Origin of the sequence: Streptomyces sp. NPDC097107, assembly GCF_044762405.1 — a bacterium.
GTDB lineage: Bacteria > Actinomycetota > Actinomycetes > Streptomycetales > Streptomycetaceae > Streptomyces > Streptomyces thinghirensis.
In genome coordinates, this window is sequence record NZ_JBIWEF010000020.1 from 32,135 (window position 1) to 52,261 (window position 20,127).

The 20,127-nt window shown below is 72.2% G+C and carries 14 protein-coding genes and 3 pseudogenes; 10 read left to right on the forward strand and 7 right to left on the reverse strand.

Annotation, left to right across the window (positions count from 1 at the left end):
- The first annotated feature begins 36 nt into the window (after positions 1-36).
- From ilvA to ACIQ1J_RS33145, 3 genes are all read left to right on the forward strand, one after another.
- Positions 37-1,266, forward strand: coding sequence for a threonine ammonia-lyase (gene ilvA / locus ACIQ1J_RS33135; protein ID WP_403562742.1), 1,230 nt, complete (start codon positions 37-39; stop codon positions 1,264-1,266).
- A 148-nt stretch (positions 1,267-1,414) separates the two neighbouring features.
- Positions 1,415-2,437 (forward strand): ATP-binding cassette domain-containing protein, encoded by a 1,023-nt coding sequence (locus ACIQ1J_RS33140; protein WP_403562744.1) that lies wholly within the window; start codon positions 1,415-1,417, stop codon positions 2,435-2,437.
- Positions 2,434-3,291 (forward strand): ABC transporter permease, encoded by an 858-nt coding sequence (locus ACIQ1J_RS33145; protein ID WP_403562746.1) that lies wholly within the window; start codon positions 2,434-2,436, stop codon positions 3,289-3,291. Before ACIQ1J_RS33140 ends, ACIQ1J_RS33145 begins: the two co-directional genes overlap by 4 nt.
- A 90-nt stretch (positions 3,292-3,381) precedes the next feature.
- Here the strand turns inward: ACIQ1J_RS33145 and greA are convergent, their stop codons facing one another.
- Together greA and ACIQ1J_RS33155 are read right to left on the reverse strand one after the other, a co-directional pair.
- Entirely contained in the window at positions 3,382-3,879 is a 498-nt protein-coding gene (gene greA / locus ACIQ1J_RS33150; protein ID WP_055418146.1) for a transcription elongation factor GreA, read from the reverse strand.
- Positions 3,880-4,060: 181 nt separating this feature from the next.
- Positions 4,061-4,459: a DUF4307 domain-containing protein gene (locus tag ACIQ1J_RS33155; protein ID WP_403562749.1), complete on the reverse strand. Its 399-nt coding sequence runs from the start codon at positions 4,457-4,459 to the stop codon at positions 4,061-4,063.
- Positions 4,460-4,617: 158 nt separating this feature from the next.
- Between ACIQ1J_RS33155 and mca the strand changes: the two genes are divergently transcribed.
- Positions 4,618-5,499: a mycothiol conjugate amidase Mca gene (mca, locus tag ACIQ1J_RS33160; RefSeq protein WP_403562751.1), complete on the forward strand. Its 882-nt coding sequence runs from the start codon at positions 4,618-4,620 to the stop codon at positions 5,497-5,499.
- On the forward strand, positions 5,492-5,734 hold the full coding sequence (locus tag ACIQ1J_RS33165; protein ID WP_403562753.1) for a hypothetical protein: 243 nt from the start codon (positions 5,492-5,494) through the stop codon (positions 5,732-5,734). The genes mca and ACIQ1J_RS33165 overlap by 8 nt, the downstream gene beginning before the upstream one ends.
- A 184-nt stretch (positions 5,735-5,918) precedes the next feature.
- On the opposite strand, the gene ACIQ1J_RS33170 is transcribed toward ACIQ1J_RS33165, so the two are convergent.
- Positions 5,919-9,122 carry a tetratricopeptide repeat protein gene (locus tag ACIQ1J_RS33170; protein WP_403562755.1) on the reverse strand — a complete coding sequence of 1,068 codons (3,204 nt, stop codon included), beginning with the start codon at positions 9,120-9,122 and terminating at the stop codon, positions 5,919-5,921.
- 201 nt (positions 9,123-9,323) lie between these two features.
- On the opposite strand from ACIQ1J_RS33170, the pseudogene ACIQ1J_RS33175 reads away from it, so the two are divergent.
- The 3 pseudogenes from ACIQ1J_RS33175 to xdhC form a co-directional block, all read left to right on the forward strand.
- A pseudogene (locus tag ACIQ1J_RS33175) lies at positions 9,324-9,893 on the forward strand (2Fe-2S iron-sulfur cluster-binding protein); the annotation flags it as partial.
- Positions 9,894-9,898: 5 nt separating this feature from the next.
- Positions 9,899-10,108, forward strand: a pseudogene (locus tag ACIQ1J_RS33180) (molybdopterin cofactor-binding domain-containing protein); the annotation flags it as partial.
- Positions 10,038-10,844: pseudogene (xdhC, locus tag ACIQ1J_RS33185) on the forward strand (xanthine dehydrogenase accessory protein XdhC); the annotation flags it as partial. The pseudogenes ACIQ1J_RS33180 and xdhC, both read left to right, overlap by 71 nt.
- 144 nt (positions 10,845-10,988) lie before the next feature.
- Here the strand turns inward: xdhC and ACIQ1J_RS33190 are convergent.
- The 4 genes from ACIQ1J_RS33190 to kdgD all read right to left on the reverse strand — a co-directional run bounded on the left by ACIQ1J_RS33190 (position 10,989) and on the right by kdgD (position 16,582).
- Positions 10,989-12,497, reverse strand: coding sequence for a GntP family permease (locus ACIQ1J_RS33190; RefSeq protein WP_403562757.1), 1,509 nt, complete (start codon positions 12,495-12,497; stop codon positions 10,989-10,991).
- Between the two features lie 100 nt (positions 12,498-12,597).
- Entirely contained in the window at positions 12,598-13,956 is a 1,359-nt protein-coding gene (locus ACIQ1J_RS33195; protein WP_403562759.1) for an enolase C-terminal domain-like protein, read from the reverse strand.
- 24 nt (positions 13,957-13,980) lie between these two features.
- Positions 13,981-15,594 carry an aldehyde dehydrogenase (NADP(+)) gene (locus ACIQ1J_RS33200; protein ID WP_403562762.1) on the reverse strand — a complete coding sequence of 538 codons (1,614 nt, stop codon included), beginning with the start codon at positions 15,592-15,594 and terminating at the stop codon, positions 13,981-13,983.
- A gap of 61 nt (positions 15,595-15,655) precedes the next feature.
- A complete protein-coding gene (gene kdgD / locus ACIQ1J_RS33205) occupies positions 15,656-16,582 on the reverse strand; it encodes a 5-dehydro-4-deoxyglucarate dehydratase (protein WP_403562764.1) in 927 nt (308 codons plus the stop codon).
- Positions 16,583-16,856: 274 nt separating this feature from the next.
- Between kdgD and ACIQ1J_RS33210 the strand changes: the two genes are divergently transcribed.
- Together ACIQ1J_RS33210 and ACIQ1J_RS33215 are read left to right on the forward strand one after the other, a co-directional pair.
- The gene (locus ACIQ1J_RS33210) at positions 16,857-17,735 is read left to right on the forward strand and encodes a LysR substrate-binding domain-containing protein (RefSeq protein WP_210957717.1); all 879 of its coding nucleotides are present in this window, start codon (positions 16,857-16,859) and stop codon (positions 17,733-17,735) included.
- 311 nt (positions 17,736-18,046) lie between these two features.
- Positions 18,047-20,089 carry a thioredoxin domain-containing protein gene (locus ACIQ1J_RS33215; RefSeq protein WP_403562767.1) on the forward strand — a complete coding sequence of 681 codons (2,043 nt, stop codon included), beginning with the start codon at positions 18,047-18,049 and terminating at the stop codon, positions 20,087-20,089.
- Positions 20,090-20,127: the final 38 nt, after the last annotated feature.

Below are 20,127 nucleotides of genomic sequence, written 5' to 3' on the forward strand. Positions count from 1 at the left end.
CGGTCCACGGCGCCCGTGAACTGCGATGCTGGAGACATGAGCTACAGCACGGCCTCCCTTGTCGGACCCGTCACCCTCGACGATGTGCGCGGTGCCCAGAAGATGCTCTCGGGTGTGGCGCGGGTGACGGCGATGGAGGGCAGCAGGCACCTGTCCCAGCTGGTCGGCGCGCCGGTGCACCTCAAGTGCGAGAACCTCCAGCGGACGGGTTCGTTCAAGCTGCGCGGCGCCTACGTCCGTATCGCCGGGCTGCTGCCCGAGCAGCGGGCCGCCGGTGTGGTCGCGGCGAGCGCGGGCAACCACGCGCAGGGTGTGGCGCTGGCGTCGTCACTGCTCGGGGTGGGCTCGACGGTGTTCATGCCGAAGGGCGCCCCGCTGCCGAAGATCAGCGCGACCCGGGACTACGGCGCCGAGGTGCGGCTGCACGGTCAGGTGGTCGACGAGACGCTGGCCGCCGCGCAGGAGTACGCGGAGCGGACCGGCGCGGTGTTCATTCACCCCTTCGACCACCCGGACATCATCGCGGGCCAGGGCACGGTCGGACTGGAGATCCTGGAGCAGTGTCCCGAGGTGCGGACCGTCGTGGTCGGCATCGGCGGGGGCGGGCTGGCGGCCGGGATCGCGGTCGCGGTGAAGGCGCTGCGGCCGGATGTGCGGATCGTGGGCGTCCAGGCGGAGGGTGCGGCGGCGTATCCGCCGTCGCTGGCGGCGGGGCGCCCGGTGGCAGTCGAGCATCCGGCGACGATGGCCGACGGCATCAAGGTCGGGCGGCCCGGTGACGTGCCGTTCGGGATCGTCGGCGAGCTGGTGGACGAGGTCCGCACGGTCTCCGAGGACGAGCTGTCCACCGCGCTGCTCCTCTGCCTGGAGCGGGCAAAGCTGGTCGTGGAGCCGGCCGGGGCGTCTCCGGTGGCGGCGTTGCTGAGTGATCCGGGTGCCTTCGAGGGACCGGTGGTGGCGGTGCTGTCCGGCGGCAACGTGGACCCGGTGCTGATGCAGGGCGTGCTGCGGCACGGCATGGCCGCGCAGGGCCGCTACCTGGCGGTCCGGCTGCGTCTGACGGACCGGCCCGGCGCCCTCGCCACGCTTCTCGGGGTGTTGTCAGTGGTCGACGCTAACGTCCTCGATGTGAGCCACGTCCGGACCGATCCGCGGCTCGGGCTCACGGAGGCGGAGGTCGAACTGCACCTGGAGACGAAGGGCCCGGAGCACTGCGTCGAGGTCGGCCGGGCGCTGCGGGAGGCGGGCTATCCCGTCATCGGCTGACCCGCCATCGACTTGGGTCACTCGTTCGAGCAATTTCATTGTGAGACGCGATACATCGCGTTATGGTGTGTCGTAAATCGCTCGCTGCACAGAGCGAAAAGCACGAACCTAGGCTTTCCGAAGAATCCCCGACGACGTGGAGACTCATATGCCAGGCGCCATCTATGCCGAAGGCCTGGTGAAAACCTTCGGTGACGTAAGGGCTCTGGACGGCGTCGACCTCGACGTTCCCGAAGGCACGGTCCTGGGCCTGCTCGGGCCGAACGGCGCGGGCAAGACGACCGCCGTGCGCTGCCTCACTACCCTGCTGCGACCCGACAGCGGCAAGGCGGTCGTCGCGGGCATCGACGTGCTCAAACAGCCCAACGAGGTACGGCGGTCGATCGGCCTCTCCGGCCAGTTCGCCGCCGTCGACGAATACCTGACCGGCCGGGAGAATCTCCAGATGGTCGGCCAGCTCTACCAGATGAGGGCCAAGGCCGCGAAGGCCCGGGCCGGCGAGCTGCTCGAACAGTTCCACCTCGCGGACGCCGCCGACCGCCCGACGAAGACCTACTCGGGAGGCATGCGCCGCCGGCTCGACCTGGCGGCCGCCCTGGTCGTCTCCCCGCCCGTCATGTTCATGGACGAGCCGACGACCGGCCTCGACCCGCGCAACCGCCAGGAGCTGTGGGAGGTCATCAAACAGCTGGTCGCCCGCGGTACGACCCTGCTGCTGACCACGCAGTACCTGGAGGAGGCCGACCACCTCGCGCACGACATCGCGGTCGTCGACCACGGCCGCGTCATCGCCCGCGGCACCTCCGACCAGCTCAAGGCCCGCACCGGCGGAGAGCGCGTCGAGGTCGTGGTCCACGAACGCGAGCACATGGCGCCGGCCGCCAAGGTGCTCGGAGGGTTCGGCAAGGGCTCGACCACCGTCGAGGAGCACACCCGCAAGCTCACCGTCCCCGTCACCGGCGGCGCCAAGCTGCTCGCCGAGGTCATCCGGGAACTCGACACCCGCGGTATCGAGATCGACGACATCGGCCTGCGCCGCCCCACCCTCGACGACGTCTTCCTCTCCCTCACCGGCCATGTGGCCGAGGTGAAGGAGAACGGCCTCGCGGCCGACGCCGGCCGCGAGGACAAGGACGCCGGCCACACGGCCAAGAAGGAGACCGCCAAGTGAGCGCCACCACCGACGCCGCTCGGGCTGCGGCGCCCACCAACCCCCTCGGCCAGTCCGTCCGGGATTCCCTGGTCATCGCCCGCAGGAACCTAATTCGGATGACCAGGATTCCTGAGATGCTCCTTTTCGGGGTCATCCAGCCAGTTATGTTCGTTGTGCTCTTTACGTACGTCTTCGGTGGCTCCATCAGCATCGGCGGTTCCACCGACCCGCAGCTGTACAAAGAGTTCCTGATGGCCGGGATCTTCGCGCAGACCGTCACCTTCGCCACAGCCGGTGCGGGCGCGGGCATCGCGGACGACATGCACAAGGGGCTGATCGACCGCTTCAGGTCGCTGCCGATGGCGCGGGGGGCCGTCCTCACCGGGCGGACGCTCGCCGATCTCGTGCAGACCACCCTCACGATCGTCGTGCTCGCGGGAGTCGCCCTGATCGTCGGCTGGCGCGCCCACGAGAACATCGGCAAGGTGTTCTGCGGCTTCCTGCTCCTGCTCCTGCTCGGCTACGCGTTCTCCTGGATCGGAGCCGTGATCGGCCTGTCCGTGCGGACCCCGGAGGCGGCGACCTCGGGCGGGTTGATCTGGCTGTTCCCCTTGACGTTCATCTCGAACGCCTTCGTGCCGGTCACCGGCATGCCGACGTTCCTTCAGTATGTCGCCGAGTGGAACCCCTTCAGCGCAACGGTGGCGGGTGCCCGTGAACTCTTCGGGAACGAGATGCCGGGCGTCCCGAAGACAGTTACAGGTGCGTGGCCGATGGAGCACCCGATCTGGGCGTCGCTGATCTGGTCCGTTCTGATCATCGCGGTCTTCCGGACCCTCGCGGTGCGCAAGTACCGCTCGGCCGCCACATGACGACGAGCCCCCGGCGTCACCGGGACGCCGGGGGCTCGTCAACGCCAGACGGCCGACCGGGTGTACCACCGGCCGGGGGAGGGAGACCGGTCAGCCGTTGTAGGGCTCGGCCTTGAGGATCTTCACGGACGCCGGCTTGCCGTTGGGCAGCTCGTACTGCGCGTCCTCGCCGACCTTGTGGCCCATGACGCCCGAGCCCAGCGGGGACTGCGGCGAGTAGGTCTCGATGTCCGAGCTCGCGTACTCGCGCGAGGCGAGCAGGAAGGTCAGCGTGTCGTCCTCGTCACCGTCGAAGGCGATCGTGACGACCATGCCGGGCGCCACCGCGCCATCCGCGGCCGGAGCCTCACCGACCTTGGCGCTCTCCAGCAGCTGGGTCAGCTGGCGCACGCGGAGCTCCTGCTTGCCCTGCTCCTCCTTCGCCGCGTGGTACCCGCCGTTCTCGCGCAGGTCCCCCTCCTCGCGGGCCGCGGCGATCTTGGCAGAGATCTCGGTGCGCGCAGGACCAGTAAGGTATTCAAGCTCCTCCTTGAGCTTGTTGTACGCCTCCTGGGTCAGCCAGGTGACGTTCTCGCTGGTCTGGGTCACGGGTGCTCCTCGTTGGTACTGGGAATACAAATCAACGCCCTACCCAGAAGGATGTTCCTTCACGGAAGGGCGAAACCACGAGCCTAACAATTCAGTGGCCAAAGGGGGAGGACATAAGCCACCAGATTCATGTCACCGCAGGTCAGTGCCCAGGTATTGGCGCCGACCGGGCTCTGCGGGATCAGTCCGCGTGGCAGCCGAGCAGCTCGGCCGTCGTGCCGGCGGCCTTGGTCCGCAGGGTGACGACCTTGTCGACGCGCGTGGAGTCCCCGTCGAAGCGGAAGTCGGCCCGGCCCACCTCGTCGCCGTCCTCCGCCTGGGAACGCACCGTGCAGTAGCCGGCGACACCGGCGTCCTTGCGGACCTCCAGGCGTACCTGCACCGAGTCCTCGGCGAGCTCGAACCCGATCAACTCGCCGCTGATCTTGTTCTGTCCGACGTAGTGGTAGCCGAACCAGCCGATCACGGCGAGCAGGACGGCACCGAGCACGGCGCCGACGATCTTGAGCGTGCGGTCGGCCCGTTCGTCCGAGGAGCGGCCGTACCGGCTCTCGGGCGTCTGCGTGCTCGCCGTACTCATGATCGTCCTCTCGGCAGGAGCGGGACGGGCGTGTCCCGGAAGGGGCCCCGGCACCCGGTCTTCCCGGGCTCCGGAATTATTCGGCTCCCGATTCGGTCACTATAGAAGCCGCCGATTGCGCCGACGCACACGGGCGCCGACTGACCGAGGATTGAGTCTTGACTGACCAGCTGCGACTGATGGCCGTGCACGCCCACCCCGACGACGAGTCGAGCAAGGGCGCGGCCACCATGGCGAAGTACGTGTCCGAGGGGGTGGACGTGCTGGTGGTGACCTGCACGGGCGGGGAGCGCGGCTCCATCCTCAACCCCAAGCTCCAGGGCGACGCGTACATCGAGGAGAACATCCACGAGGTGCGCAAGAAGGAGATGGACGAGGCCCGGGAGATCCTGGGCGTGCGGCAGGAGTGGCTCGGCTTCGTCGACTCCGGCCTGCCCGAGGGCGACCCGCTGCCGCCGCTGCCGGGCGGCTGCTTCGCCCTGGAGGACGTCGACAAGGCGGCCGGTGAGCTGGTGCGGAAGATCCGCTCCTTCCGTCCCCAGGTGATCACCACCTACGACGAGAACGGCGGCTATCCGCACCCCGACCACATCATGACCCACAAGATCACGATGGTGGCCTTCGAGGGCGCGGCCGACACCGAGAAGTACCCGGAGAGCGAGTACGGGGCGGCGTACCAGCCGCAGAAGGTGTACTACAACCAGGGCTTCAACCGCCCGCGCACCGAGGCGCTGCACAGCGCGCTGCTGGAGCGCGGCCTGGAGTCGCCCTACGGGGACTGGCTCAAGCGCTGGTCACAGTTCGAGCGCAAGGAGCGCACGCTCACCACGCACGTGCCGTGCGCCGACTTCTTCGAGACCCGGGACCGGGCGCTGATCGCGCACGCCACGCAGATCGATCCCGAGGGGGGCTGGTTCCGGGTGCCGATGGACATCCAGAAGAAGGTCTGGCCCACCGAGGAGTACGAGCTCGCGAAGTCCCTCGTGGACACCTCCCTCCCCGAGGACGACCTCTTCGCGGGCATCCGGGACAATGCCTGACATGAGTGCAAGCGCAAGCATGGCAATGACGCACCTCGTCACTCTCGCCGAACTCGACGAGGACAAGGTCACGCCCGGTGTCCTCGGGTTCATCGTCTTCGCGGTGATGGCCCTGGCGGTGTGGGGGCTGATGCGGTCCATGAGCCGGCACATGGGGAAGGTGGACTTCAAGGAGGCGCCGGACGCCGACGCGGATGCCTCCGGCGGTGAGCCGGTGAAGCCGCAGCGGGGTTAGCGGCGCAGCGGTGCCGAAACGGGCCGCAGGTGCGTGACGCTGCCCGGCGCGGCTCTGAACGCCGGGTGGGTGACGCGGCCCGGCGTTGCGGGGTGCCGCCGCGCCCACCCGTGCCGCCCTAGCGGCACGACTGCCCGCAGTTGTGCGGCACGGACTGCCCGCAGCGGCGCGGCGCGACTCGCGGCTACGCCGTCACCGCCACCCCCATCACCTCCCGTGCCTGGCGGTTCGGGACCATGCCCAGGTGCCAGGCCTGCCAGCCGGATTCCAGTCGGACGCCGCGTTCCAGGAGGAGCTGGTACGCCTCGATGTAGTCGTCCAGCTTGGCGTCCCGGGCCGGGTGGCGGGCGCGGGACAGTTGGGCGAGTTCCTCCTGCGCCACCGCCGTGCCGACCTCCACGCCGCCCGGAGCGGCGTACGGCAGAAGCGTGCAGCGCAGGAAGCGGGCCCAGTCGTCGCCCCGCCGGTCGCCGTACGCCGCGAAGAGTGCCACCGCCTCGTCACAGAGCGCCAGCGCCTGCGGCGTACGGGCGTTGCCCGCGTCCACGACCGCCAGCTCCAGGCAGGTCCACGCCTCGCCGTGGCCGACACCGATGCGCCGGAAGTCCGCGCGGGCGTCGACCAGGAGCTGCCGGGCGAAGCCGGAGTTGCGGAGCGAACCGGTCTGGGCGGCGCGCTGGTCGCGGGTGACCCGCGCCGAGTGGTGCCGGGCGCAGGCCAGGCCGTACACGTCGCGCATCCGGGAGAACATCGTCCGGGAGCGTTCCAGCTCGCGCACCGACTGATCCAGGGCTCCGGTCTCCTCCAGCGCCTGGCCGACGTAGTAGACCGTCCACGCCTCGCCGCGCGCGTCCTCGTTCTCCCGGTGCCGGGCCGCCGCCCGCCGCAGCTCCTCGACCGCCTCGAAGGCGTCGCCGTCCACCAGACGCGCCCGCGCCAGCTGGGTCAGCGCCCAGGCCTCGCCCCGCGCGTCCTGGGTGCGGCCGTACAGCTCCAGGGCCGCGCGCAGGTCCGCTTCCGCGCGCGGTACGTCGCCCATGCGCAGGTGCAGCTGGCCGAGCTGGAAGTGGGCCCACGCCTGGCCGTGCACCGACTCGCCGGCGCGGTGCAGCACCAGTGACTCGGTGAGCAGGTCCAGGGCCTCCGCGAGCCGGGCCCGGTCGCGCTGCACCGCCGCCAGCGCGTGCAGTGTCCACGCCCGGTCCGTGTCCAGCTCGGGCGAGACCTGGAGGTCCAGCGCCTCCCGCAGTTTCGCCGCCGCCTCGGTCAGGTTGCCCTGGTGGTGCAGCGTGATGCCCAGCGAGCACAGCGCGCGGGCCGCCCCCGCGTCGTGGTGGGCCTCCATGTACAGGTCGACCACGGAGGTGAGCGTCGTCCGCGCCTTGTCCAGCTCGCCGAGCTGCCGGGCCGCGATACCGGTACGCCACTGCACCGAACGCACCAGCAGCCCCTGGTCCACGGACTGCGCCAGCTCGCTGATCTCACCCAGCCGGTAGAGGTCGCCGCGCAGCAGGCAGTAGTCGCACAGCGCGCCCAGCAGGTTCAGCACCGCGCCCTGGTCGACGCCCTCCGCGTGTCTGAGCGTCGCCGTGATGAAGCTCGACTCGTCGTCCAGCCAGCGCAGTGCCTCGTCCAGGGACGTGAAGCCGTAGCTGCCGAACTGGTTCGAGCGGGTCGACATGTTGCCGTCGACCAGGCGCAGTACCGAGTCCGCCAGCTCGGCGTAGTTGGCGATCAGCCGCTCCTGCGCCGCCGTCCGCTCGGCCGGCTCCTCCTCGTCGGCGAGCCGGGCCCGGGCGAAGGCGCGCACCACGTCGTGCAGCCGGTAGCGGCCGGCCCGGACGTGGTCGAGCAGACCCGCCCGTGACAGCGCCGCCAGCTGCCGCGCCGCCTCCGTCTCGTCCGTGGCCAGCAGCGCGGCGGCGGCAGCGGCACCCAGCGAGGTGCGGCCGGCCAGCGCCAGCCGGCGCAGCAGCCGCCGGGCCGGCTCCGGCTGGTCGGTGTAGCGCAGCCACAGCGCCCGCTCGACCGGCTCCACCGGCCCGTAGGCGCCCAGGTCGGTGGCCAGGGCGCGGGCGGAGCGCGGCCCCAGCGACGACCCCGCCACCCGCAGCGCCAGCGGCAGGCCGCCGCACAGCTGCCGGATCCCGTCGGTGGACTCGGCGTCGTAGGGCCCCGAGGCGTCCTGGGCGGCCGCCCCCAGCAGTTCCTCCGCGCCCGCCGCGTCCAGTGCCTCGACCGGGAGGTCGTACACCCGGGCGGGCAGGTCGGGCGGCAGCCGGAGTGCCTCCCGCGCGGTGACCAGCACCAGGCTGTCCGAGCGCTCCGGCACCAGCGTGCGCACCTGCTCGGCGTCCGAGGCGTCGTCCAGGACGACGACGACCGGGACGCCCGCCAGGTGCTGGTGGTACAGCTCGCTGAGCCGTTTGACCTGCTGGGCCGCCGAGGACCGCTCACGGAACAGCAGTTGCTCGCGGGGCGCGCCGAGCCGGTTCAGCAGATGCAGCAGGGCGTCCCGCGTGCTCAGCGGCGACTCGTCGGCCGACGCGGGACCGTCCCCGCGCAGATCGACCACGCACGCCCCGCGGAAGTAGTCCCGCAGCTCATGGGCGGCGCGTACCGCGAGCGTCGTACGGCCGCTGCCGGGCAACCCGTGCAGCACGACCACCGTCGGCTTCGTCTCCGTGCTCGCGCGGGCCGCCTGCACCCACTGCCGCAGCCGCGCCATCTCCTGCCGACGGCCCGCGAAGGTGCCCTCCGGCTCCGGGAGTTGCGCGAACGACTGTTCCAGCGCGCTGCGTCCCCGGGCCGCGGCGCTCTTGTCGGCACCCCGCAGCTTCGGCCCGGTCTTCTTCGGCCCGGTGGACGCGGCGAGCATCCGCTGCTGGTCCAGGAACGGCCGGATGCCGCGTACCTCCAGGGCCGTCAGCCACTGCAACCGCAACTGCTCGGGCCCGCCGGGCTGGCTGACGGCCCCGGCGCGGTGATGGGCGGCCGGTACGTGCGAGCCGACGACCTTCACCACGGTCGCCGCGGCGCCGACGACCCCGACGGCCACTCCCGCGCCCACCGCCGTGCCCGTGCCGGTGCCGAGCGCAATGTCGGCCACCACCGTGGCGACCGCCGCCACGGCTGCCACCAGCAGGGGGGTGCCGGCGCCCTCGCGGGCGTAGCGCTGCCGGAAGGTGAGCCGGCCGGCCGCCGCCTCGTCGAGGGCGCGGGTGTAGGCCTCGTACTCCTCGGCGGCCGTGCCCGCCATCGCGTCCAGCGACCCGCGCGCCCGGGACAGCAGCACGTTCCCGTCCGTGCGCCCGCCCGAGCGCCGTACCTCCTCCTCCACGGCCCGCCCCAGTAGCCGCTCGGCCTCCGACCGATGACTGTCCCGCATGTCGCGCCCCCTCCGGCGGCATCGGTGTCACCCGGGTGTCCCCAGACCTCGCTGGGGCTCTCCCGGCCCGTCCCGGGTCCTTCCCCAGTTGTGCCTCGGTCAAGTGTCCTGCGACGGGGAGACCCTGAGGAGGTTTCCCCCGCAGGCCCGGGGCAGTCGACGAATTCCCCTCTTGACCCCGGTGACCGCGGCCACTAATTCCTGCGCGACCGCGGCCTCACCGGCACCAAGAAGGGTTGTGCCGAGGGGGAATGCGGCGCCTGCTCGATCCTCGTGGCCCGCCCCGGGGTGAACAAGCCCACCGACTGGGTGCCGGTCAACGCCTGCCTGGTTCCGGTCGCGGCGCTCGACGGTCAGGAGGTCGTCACCTCCGAAGGTCTCGCCACCGTCGGCGAGCCGGGCACGCCGCCCGCCCTGCACCCGGTGCAGGAGGAGATGGCGGTCCGCGGCGGCTCCCAGTGCGGCTACTGCACGCCGGGCTTCGTCTGCAGCATGGCCGCCGAGTACTACCGGCCCGACCGCTGCGCGCACGCGGCCGTCGGCACCGACGACTCCGTCGGCACCGACGCCGAGCACGGCCCGAACGGCTTCGATCTGCACGCCCTCAGCGGTAACCTGTGCCGCTGCACCGGTTACCGCCCGATCCGCGACGCGGCCTTCGCCGTCGGCACGCCCACCGACGAGGACCCGCTGGCGCGGCGCCGTGAGCAGTCCCCGCCCGCGCCGGTCGCCACCGAATACCACCAGGACGACGGCGAGTTCCTGCGGAGGGGACGCAGGTGGCCGCGACCACGCTGGGCATCCCGTTGCACAAGGTGCGCCTCGCCCCGACGCGGACCGACAAGGTGCCCAACACCTCCGCCACCGCGGCCAGTTCCGGGGCGGACCTCAACGGTGGGGCGATCAAGAACGCCTGTGAGCAGCTGCGCGAGCGGCTGCTGCAGGTGGCGGCGAGCCGGCTGGGAGGCCGGCGTGCTGGTGACCGTCGCGACCGTGCGCGGCCACGCCCCGCGCGACGCCGGTGCGAAACTCGTCGTGGGGCGGACCGGGACGTGGGGCTCCGTCGGCGGCGGCAACATCGAGGCCGTCGCGATCGACCGGGCCCGGGAGATGATCGCCGCGGCCAGGCCGGGACCGGAGTTGATCGACTTCGCCCTGAACGACAAGGTGACCAACCAGCACGGCGTGCAGTGCTGCGGCGGCACGGTTTCGGTGCTGCTGGAACCGCTGCCGGTGGTACGGGCCGTGGCCGTCTTCGGTGTCGGGCACGTCGGGCTCGAACTGGCGCGCATCCTGGCCCGTCAGGACCTCGACCTCCACCTGGTCGACAACCGCTCCGACATGCTCACCGAGGAGCGGCTCGACGTGCTGGCGGACGCGGTGGCGCAGGTGCACGTGCACCACACGCCGCTGCTGCCCGAGGAGGTGCTGGACCGGTTGCCGCACGGCACCCACATCCTGATCATGACGCATGACCACGCCGAGGACACCGCGCTGTGCGACGCCGCCCTGCGTACCGCTCACCTCGGTTCCATCGGGCTGATCGGATCGGCGGCCAAGTGGGTGCGGTTCCGTAAGCGTCTGGCCGCCGAGGGCGGTCATGACGAGGCCACCATCGACCGGATCAAGACCCCGATCGGGCTGGCCGACATCACCGGCAAGGAACCCGCGACGATCGCCGTGAGCGTCGCGGCGGACCTGCTGCGCACCTTCGAGGGCGAGAGCGAGAACGAGGCCGAGGCCGAGGCCGAGGCCGAGGCCGAGGGAAACCGACAGGGCCAGCGCGACCGACAGGGCCAGGGCGGCCACGGACGGGGGGCGACGGCCGGCCGGGCCTGCCGGACCGGCGCGGCCGGGCCGGAGCCATCAGGCCAGGGCCAGGACACCGCTGAGGACGGCGGCGATGGCGAAAGCGGTAAGTCCCAGGAACGTCTCCATCAGCGTCCAGGTCTTCAGCGTCGTACGGATGTCGATGCCCATGTACCGGTTGAAGAGCCAGAAGCCGGAGTCGTTGACGTGTGACAGCACCGTGCCGCCCGCCGCCACCGCCACGACGACGAGCGCGATCTCCGGCTGGGACAGGTCCGACTCGCGTATGAGCGGCGCGACGATCGGCGCCGTGGTCACGATCGCGACCGTCTTCGAACCGAGCGCCACCCGCAGGACCGTGGCGATGAGGAACGCGAGCACCACGGCCGGCAGCGCCGTCGAACCCATGAGGTCCGCAAGCGCGTCCCCGGCGTTCGACCGCTCCAGGACGGCACCGAAGACACCACCCGCGCCGGTCACCAGCAGCACCAGCGCCACCGGGCCCAGCGACGCCGAGGCCGCCGTCTCGATGCGCGCCATGCTGATGCCGCCCCGCACTCCGAGCACCCAGATCGACAGAAGCGTGGCGACGGTCAGGGCGATGATCGGGGAGCCGATGAACTCGAGAGCCGTGCGCAGCGCGCCCTCGTCGAAGACCAGGCCGGCGAAGGTGTGCAGCATGATCAGCAGCACCGGCAGGAGGATCACGAGGACGGTGACGCCCAGCGAGGGCTGCGGCGGCGAGGTGTCCCCAGCCCCCGGCCCCTGCGAGTCGTCCCCCGCCGTTAGGCTCTCCCTCTCCCCGGCGCCCCTCTCCCCGGCGCCCTTCTCCGACGAGAGCCCGCGCGCGTGCTCGGGGACCGGGACGTTCAGCCGGTCCCCGATCCTGGTGCCGAAGAGATAGGAGCCGATGAACCAGGCCGGAAGGCCGCAGATCAGTCCCATGACGGTCACCCAGCCCAGGCTGGCGCCGAGCAGCCCGGCGGCGGCGACGGGACCCGGGTGCGGCGGCAGCACCGCATGCATGATGGCCAGGCCGCCGACGGCGGGCAGCGCCACGCTGATCAGTGAGCGGCCCGAGCGCTCCGCGACCGCGTAGATCAGCGGAATCAGCAGGATGAAGCCGACGTCGAAGAAGACCGGCACGCCCACCAGGAGCGCGGTGAGCCCCACGGCGAGCGGAGCCCGCTTCTCCCCGAAGGCCGCGAGGAGTCTCCCGGAGAGCACTTGCACGGCGCCGGACTCCTGCATGACCCGGCCCAGCATCGCGCCGAGGGCGACGATGACGGCGATCTCGCCCAGGGTGTCGCCCATGCCCTGTTCGAGTACGCCGGGCAGTTCGTCGAGGCTGATTCCGGCGGCGGCGGCGAAGCCGATGCTCACCACGAGCAGGGCGAGGAAGGCGTGCAGCTTCACTTTGATGACGAGGAGGAGCAGCAGCGCGACCCCGCCCGCCACCAGCAGCAGCAGCGCCCAGGGCGGCAGGTCCCAGGTGGTGGTCGGCGCATCGGCCGCCAGCGTGTACCAGGGCAGCGGGGATATGAGATCCGATGGTGCAGTAGGCATCGTTGCCTCCTGTCGGGCATGGATGACCCGGCGGGCCGTGAGCGGCTCGCCTGCCGGGTGAGGACAGCGCGGGGCCGGTGGCTGCCGGCCCGCGGAAAGCTCAGTCCCGGTCGAGAGCCGGGCGCTTGGGATCGAAGGACCAGCCGGGTACGAGGTGGCGCATCGCCACCGCGTCGTCGCGGGCGCCGAGTCCTTCGCGTTCGTACAGCTCGTGGGCGGCCGCGACCTGCTCCTCGTCCAGCTCGACGCCGAGGCCGGGGGCCTCGGGGACGCGCAGCAGCCCGTCACTGATGGTGAGCGGATCGCGGGTGAGGTGCTGGCCGTCCTGCCAGATCCAGTGCGTGTCGATCGCCGTGATCTCGCCGGGCGCCGCGGCGGCGACGTGAGTGAACATCGCCAGCGACACGTCGAAGTGGTTGTTCGAGTGCGAGCCCCAGGTGAGCCCCCACGCCTGGCACAGCTGCGCCACCCGCACCGAGCCGCTCATCGTCCAGAAGTGCGGATCGGCGAGCGGGATGTCCACGGCGTCCGTGCGCAGCGCGTGGGCGAGTTGCCGCCAGTCCGTGGCGATCATGTTGGTGGCGGTGGGCAGACCGGTGGCCCGCCGGAACTCCGCCATGGTCTCCCGGCCGGAGTAGCCGTCCTCGGCGCCGCACGGGTCCTCCGCGTAGGCGAGGACGTCCCGCAGGCCGCGGCCGACCCGGACGGCCTCCGCCAGCCGCCATGCCCCGTTGGGGTCGAGGGTGACGCGTGCCTCGGGGAAGCGCCGCGCGAGCGCGGTGACCGCCGCCGCCTCCTCCTCGGCGGGCAGCACCCCGCCCTTGAGCTTGAAGTCGCGGAAGCCGTACCGCGCGTGCGCGGCCTCCGCCAGCCGTACGACGGCCTCCGGGGTGAGCGCCTCCTCGTGCCGCAGCCGCAGCCAGGTGTCGGCCGGGTCCGCGGTGTCCCGCTCGTCCTCCGGGCCGAGATAGCCGAGGTCGGTGCGATCGCGGTCACCGATGTAGAAGAGGTAGCCCAGCACGGGTACCTCGGTGCGCTGCTGCCCTTCACCGAGCAGCTCGGCGACCGGCACGCCCAGGTACTTGCCGTGCAGGTCCAGCAGCGCCGACTCGATGGCCGTGGCGGCGTGCACGGCCACGCGCAGGTCGAAGGTCTGCGCCCCGCGCCCGCCGGAGTCGCGGTCCGCGAACCGCGCCTGCACCTGCGCGACGAGGGAGCGCAGCCGGGCCACCGGCCGGCCGGCGACGAGCTCGGCGGCCGCCTCCAGCGTGCGGCGGATCGCCTCGCCGCCGGGTACCTCACCGAGCCCCGTCCTGCCGTCCGAGTCGGTGAGGATCACCAGGTTGCGGGTGAAGTAGGGGCCGTGCGCGCCGCTCAGGTTGAGCAGCATGCTGTCCCGGCCCGCGACCGGGACGACGCGCACCGAGGCGACCGTCGGCCCGTGGTCTGTGACTGCCATGTTCTTCTCCGCTTTCACGTGGACTCAGTGCCGGCCCGGTACGCCGTCGACGCGGCGCCACAGACCTTCGGGGTTGCCGTCCGCCAGCGGACGGGGCAACAGCTCGGCGGGCAGGTCCTGGTACGCCACCGGGCGCAGGTAGCGCTCGATGGCGAGGGAGCCGACCGAGGTACTGCGGCCGTCGGACGTGGCGGGGAAGGGGCCGCCGTGCACCATGGCGTGGCCCACCTCGACCCCGGTCGGCCAGCCGTTGAACAACACGCGGCCGGCGCCGCGCTCGAGGACGGGCAGCAGGGCGTGTGCGGCGTCCAGATCGCGTTCGGCGGTGTGCACGGTCGCGGTGAGCTGCCCCTCCAGGGCGCGCAGCACGTCGGCGACCTGTCCGAGGTCGCGGCAGCGCACCACGAGAGCGGCGGCGCCGAACATCTCCTGCTGCAGCGCCGGCTCGGCGACGAAGTCGTCGGCGCCGACCGCCGACAGGCGGGCCTGGCAGGGGCTGGCGCTGTCCGGGGACCCGCCGTGCGCGAGGCGGGTCACGGCGTGGTGCGCGCCGACCGCCTCGGCCCGCGTGCGGTACGACGCGGCGATGTCCGGCGTGAGCATCGTGGCCCCGGCGTGGCCCTCGACGGCCCCGGCCGCCGCCGCGAGGAACGTGTCGAGCCCCGGACCGTCCACCGCCAGGACCAGCCCCGGGTTGGTGCAGAACTGGCCGGCGCCCAGTGTCAGGGAGCCCACGAAGCCCTCGGCGAGGTCCCGCGCTCGCTCGTCCAGCGCGCCCGGCATCAGGACGACGGGGTTGACGCTGCTCATCTCGGCGTACACCGGGATGGGAACGCCACGTTCGGCGGCCGTGCGCATCAGTGCCAGCCCGGCGGCACGGGAGCCGGTGAACCCGACGGCCCGGATACGCCGGTCGGCCACGAGCCGGGTGCCGAGCGTGGGGCCGTCACCGATCAGGAGTGAGAAGACGCCCTCCGGCAGCCCGCACTCCCGGACGGCCGAACGCAGGGCTCCGGCCGCCAGTTCGGACGTGCCCAGATGCGCGTCGTGCGCCTTGACGACGACGGGGCACCCGGCGGCGAGTGCCGATGCGGTGTCGCCGCCGAGGACGGAGAACGCGAGCGGGAAGTTGCTCGCCCCGAACACGGCGACGGGGCCGAGGGGGATGCGCCGCTGCCGGATGTCGGGTCGCGGCTGGGGGGTGCGGTCCGGCAGTGCGGGGTCGATGCGGGCCCCCTGCCAGGTGCCCTCGCGCAGCTCCGCGGCGAACAGCCGAAGCTGCCCGGTGGTCCGCCCCACCTCGCCGGTCAGCCGGGGCACGGGCAGCCCGCTCTCCAGGTGGGCCCGCTCGACGACGGTGTCCGTCAGCGCGGTGAGCTTGTCGGCGACGCGCTCCAGGAAGCGGGCGCGCTCCTCGGGGGTGGTGGCGCGGTAGGTGTCGAAGGCGTCCTCGGCGAGCCGGCAGGCGCGGTCGACGTCCTCGGCATCGCCGTGGCGGTAGGCGGGGTCGAGCGGCTCGCCGGTGCACGGGTTCACGGAGCGGACCTCCGCGCCACCGCCGGTGACGCGGCTCGCTCCCAGGAACATCGTGCCCTGTGGTTCGGTCTCGGGGGTCTCTTCGGGGGCCGGCGAAGGCATGCGGTCCTTTCGTACGGAGCGTACGGGCCTGGGGAACGGGGGGAGAGGGGGCGGGTCGCGGTCAGGCGGGGAGGCCGGGCAGCCGCTCGATCAGCGCGGAGAGTTCGGTGAGCTCCCCCGCGGTGAGGTCGGTGAGCGGCGGGCGCACGGGGCCGGCCCCGTGGCCGACGGCCGTCATGCCCGCCTTCACGATGCTCACCGCGTAGCCGGGCCGCCGGTTGCGGATCTCCGTGTACGGCAGCACGAAGTCGTTCAGCATCCGCGCGACGTCCTCGCGGCGGTGCTCCCGCACGGCGTCGTAGAAGGAGAGGGCGAATTCGGGTGCGAAGTTGAGGAGGGCGGAGGAGTAGGTGGTGACGCCGAGTTCGAGGTACGGCAGTGCGAACATCTCGGCGGTCGGCAGCCCGCCGATGTAGGTGAGCCGGTCGCCGAGGCGGGTGTGGATCCGCGTCATGGCCTCGACGTCGCCGACGCCGTCCTTGTAGCCGATCAGGTTGGGGCACGCCTCGGCGACGCGCGCGAGGGTGTCGGCGCCGTACACGGCGTTGGCCCGCCCGTACACGACGACGCCGAGGGAGGTGGCGCGGCAGACGGCCTCGACGTGGGCGGCCAGTCCCTCCTGGGACCCCTCGGTGAGGTAAGGGGGGAAGAGCAGGATCCCGTCGGCGCCCGCCCGCTCGGCGGCGGCGGCGAACTCGCAGGCGGTGCGGGTGCCGTAGCCGGCGGGCGCGAGGATCGGGGTGCCCTCGGGGGCGCTCTGCACGGCGGCGGCGGTGACCTGCTCGACCTCGCCGGGGGTGAGTGAGAAGAACTCACCGGTTCCGCCGGCGGCGAAGAGGCCCCCGACCTGGTATTTCCCGAGCCGGGTGATGTTCGCGCGGTAGGCGTCCTCGTCGAAGGAGAGATCGTCCGCGAAGTGCGTCACGGGGAACGACAGCAAGCCGGAGCCGATCCGGTGGCCGAGTTCGACGGGGGAGAGGGAGGACATGGCTGCGATGCTCCAGGTGTGGACGGAGGGGCGGGTCGGACGCGGCTCCCCCCGGAAGGTGGCAGGAGCCACGCGAAAACCCGCCCGGCCGAGGAAGGCCGGGCTCGGTGGCGGCGGTCCGCTCCGGGCACCCCGCGGATCACCGGCGGGAAGGTGCGCGGTGTCGGTCGTGGTGTCCGGAAGGGTCTCGCCGTCGGCGTTCCGACGAAGTTAAGGTCGTTTCTGATCCACGTCCAACATCTGTTTTGGATCCAGTGATACTCGGAGAGCATGAATGTTCACCCTCGCGCAGTTGACCAGTTTCGTCGCCGTGGCCGAGGAGCTGCACTTCACGCGAGCCGCCGAGCGCCTCCGGATGACCCAGCCGCCGCTGAGCCGCCAGATCCAGCTGCTGGAGAGCGAACTGCGGGTGGAGCTCCTCGACCGAACGACGCGTTCGGTCCGGCTGACCCCGGCCGGGCGCACCTTCTTCAACGAGGCCCGCCGCATCCTGCGCCAGGCGCACGACGCGGCCCTCGCTGTCCGCCAGGTCTCCGCCGGCCAGGCCGGGGTGGTGGCCGTGGGCTTCACCGCCGCGAGCGCCTACTCGAGTCTCGGCCGGCTCCTCGAAACGGCACGCGGCGCCGTCCCGGACGCGGACATCGTGCTGCGTGAGATGGTCACCCGGGACCAGTTGGAGGCCATCGCCGAAGGCGCCCTCGACCTGGGCATGGTTCGCCCCGCCGCCACCACCGGCGCCGAGCTCGTCTCCCGTCCGGCCGCCCGGGAGGCCCTCCTCGCCGCCCTGCCGGTCGGCCACCGGCTGGCCGAACAGAGCGCGGGCCTGCACATCACCGACTTCGACGGTCAGGAGCTGCTGATGTACGCGCCCGTCGAGGCGCGCTACTTCCACGAGCTGCTGATCAGTGTCTTCCGCGCCGCGGGCGTCATGCCCGAGTTCACCCACTACCTCACGCAGGTGCACAGCATCCTGGCGATGGTCAACGCGGGCTGGGGCGTCGCGCTCGTCCCCGAGACGGCCGCGCAGGCGCGTTTCCCGGGCGTGGTCTTCCGGCCCGTGGGTCTGGCCGCGCCCGCCTCGGTCGAGCTGAACCTGGTCTGGCGGAAGAACAACGACAATCCCGCGCTGCACGTCCTCCTCCAGCACCTGTGACGCCGCGCGGTACGACCACGGAGGTGCTGGCGCCGAAGACGCCCGGACCGCCACCGGCCGGGCGAGGACCCGAGGACCGGAAGGCGGCGCCGGGAGCGCGCCGGCCCCGAGCAGTGCGTGTGCGTACGCCCGGAGACCGCTTCCTCGCCCGGAGAGCACTTCCGGGTGGAGACCGCTTCCACGGGTGGAGAGCACTTCCACGCCCGGAGACCGCTTCCACGGGCGCGGGAAGGCGGACGAAGGCCCCATCCGCGCGTCACCCCCCCCGTGGCGTATCGGCGGGGCGGCGGCGCGTGCGCGAGGATGGAGGTATGCCGAACCGACTTGCGCAGGCGACGTCCCCGTACCTCCTCCAGCACGCGGAGAACCCGGTCGACTGGTGGCCGTGGGAGGACGCCGCCTTCGAAGAGGCCCGGCGCCGCGACGTGCCCGTCCTGCTGAGCGTCGGCTACTCCGCGTGCCACTGGTGCCACGTGATGGCGCACGAGTCCTTCGAGGACGGCCCCACGGCCGACTTCCTCAACTCCCACTTCGTGAGCGTCAAGGTCGACCGCGAGGAGCGTCCCGACGTCGACGCCGTCTACATGGAGGCCGTACAGGCGGCGACCGGGCAGGGCGGCTGGCCCATGACCGTGTTCCTCACCCCGGACGCCGAGCCCTTCTACTTCGGCACCTACTACCCGCCCGAGCCCCGGCACGGCATGCCGTCCTTCCGCCAGGTGCTCCAGGGCGTGCACCAGGCCTGGGCCGAGCGCCGGGACGAGGTCACCGAGGTCGCGGGGAAGATCGTGCGGGACCTCGCCGGACGGGAGATCTCCTACGGCGACGCGCAGCCCCCCGGGGAGGCGGAACTCGGGCAGGCGCTCCTCGGTCTCACCCGGGAGTACGACCCGCAGCGCGGCGGGTTCGGCGGGGCGCCGAAGTTCCCGCCGTCCATGGTGGTCGAGTTCCTGCTGCGCCACCACGCCCGCACCGGCGCCGACGGCGCGCTGGAGATGGCGCGCGACACCTGCGAGCGGATGGCGCGCGGCGGGATCTACGACCAGCTGGGCGGCGGCTTCGCCCGGTACTCCGTCGACCGCGACTGGGTCGTGCCGCACTTCGAGAAGATGCTCTACGACAACGCCCTGCTGTGCCGCGTCTACGCTCACCTGTGGCGCGCCACGGGCTCGGACCTCGCCCGCCGCGTCGCCCTGGAGACCGCCGACTTCATGGTGCGTGAACTGCGCACCGCGGAGGGCGGCTTCGCCTCCGCGCTGGACGCCGACAGCGACGACGGCACGGGCAGGCACGTCGAGGGCGCGTACTACGTGTGGACGCCCGCGCAGCTCACCGAGGTCCTCGGGGCCGACGACGCCGCGCTCGCCGCGCAGTACTTCGGCGTGACCGAGGAGGGCACCTTCGAGCACGGGTCGTCGGTGCTGCAACTGCCGAGGCAGGAGGGCGTGTTCGACGCCGAGCGCATCTCCTCCGTCCGGGAGCGGCTGCTGGCCGCGCGGGCCGGGCGCCCCGCCCCGGCCCGGGACGACAAGGTGGTCGCCGCCTGGAACGGCCTCGCGATCGCCGCGCTCGCAGAGACGGGCGCCTACTTCGAGCGCCCCGACCTGGTGGAGGCCGCCGTCGCCGCCGCCGACCTGCTCGTGCGGCTGCATCTCGACGAGCAGGCCCGGCTCTTCCGCACCAGCAAGGACGGCCGGGCGGGCGCCAACGCGGGGGTGCTGGAGGACTACGCCGACGTGGCGGAGGGGTTCCTCTCGCTCGCGTCGGTCACCGGGGAGGGCGTCTGGCTGGACTTGGCCGGCCTGCTGCTCGACCACGTCCTCACCCGCTTCACCGACGAGTCCGGCTCCCTCTACGACACCGCGGCCGACGCCGAGCAACTGATCCGCCGCCCCCAGGACCCCACCGACAACGCCACCCCGTCCGGCTGGTCCGCGGCCGCGGGCGCCCTGCTGTCCTACGCCGCGCACACCGGCTCCGAGCCGCACCGCACCGCCGCCGAGCACGCCCTCGGCGTGGTGAAGGCGCTCGGCCCGAGGGTTCCGCGCTTCGTCGGCTGGGGGCTGGCCGCCGCCGAGGCGCTGCTCGACGGGCCGCGCGAAGTCGCCGTCGTCGGGCCGGGGCTGGACGACAGCGCCGCGAAGGGCCTGCACCGTACGGCGCTGCTGGGGACGGCGCCGGGAGCGGTCGTCGCCTTCGGTGCCGAGGGCAGCGACGAGTTCCCCCTGTTCGCCGACCGGCCCCTGGTGGACGGGGCACCGGCCGCGTACGTCTGCCGGAACTTCACCTGTGACGCGCCGACGACCGACCCGGAGCGGCTGCGTACCGCGCTGGGTGTAGCCGTGAGCAGCTAAAACGACATAAACGGAAGCATCTGATACGAGACCGGCGG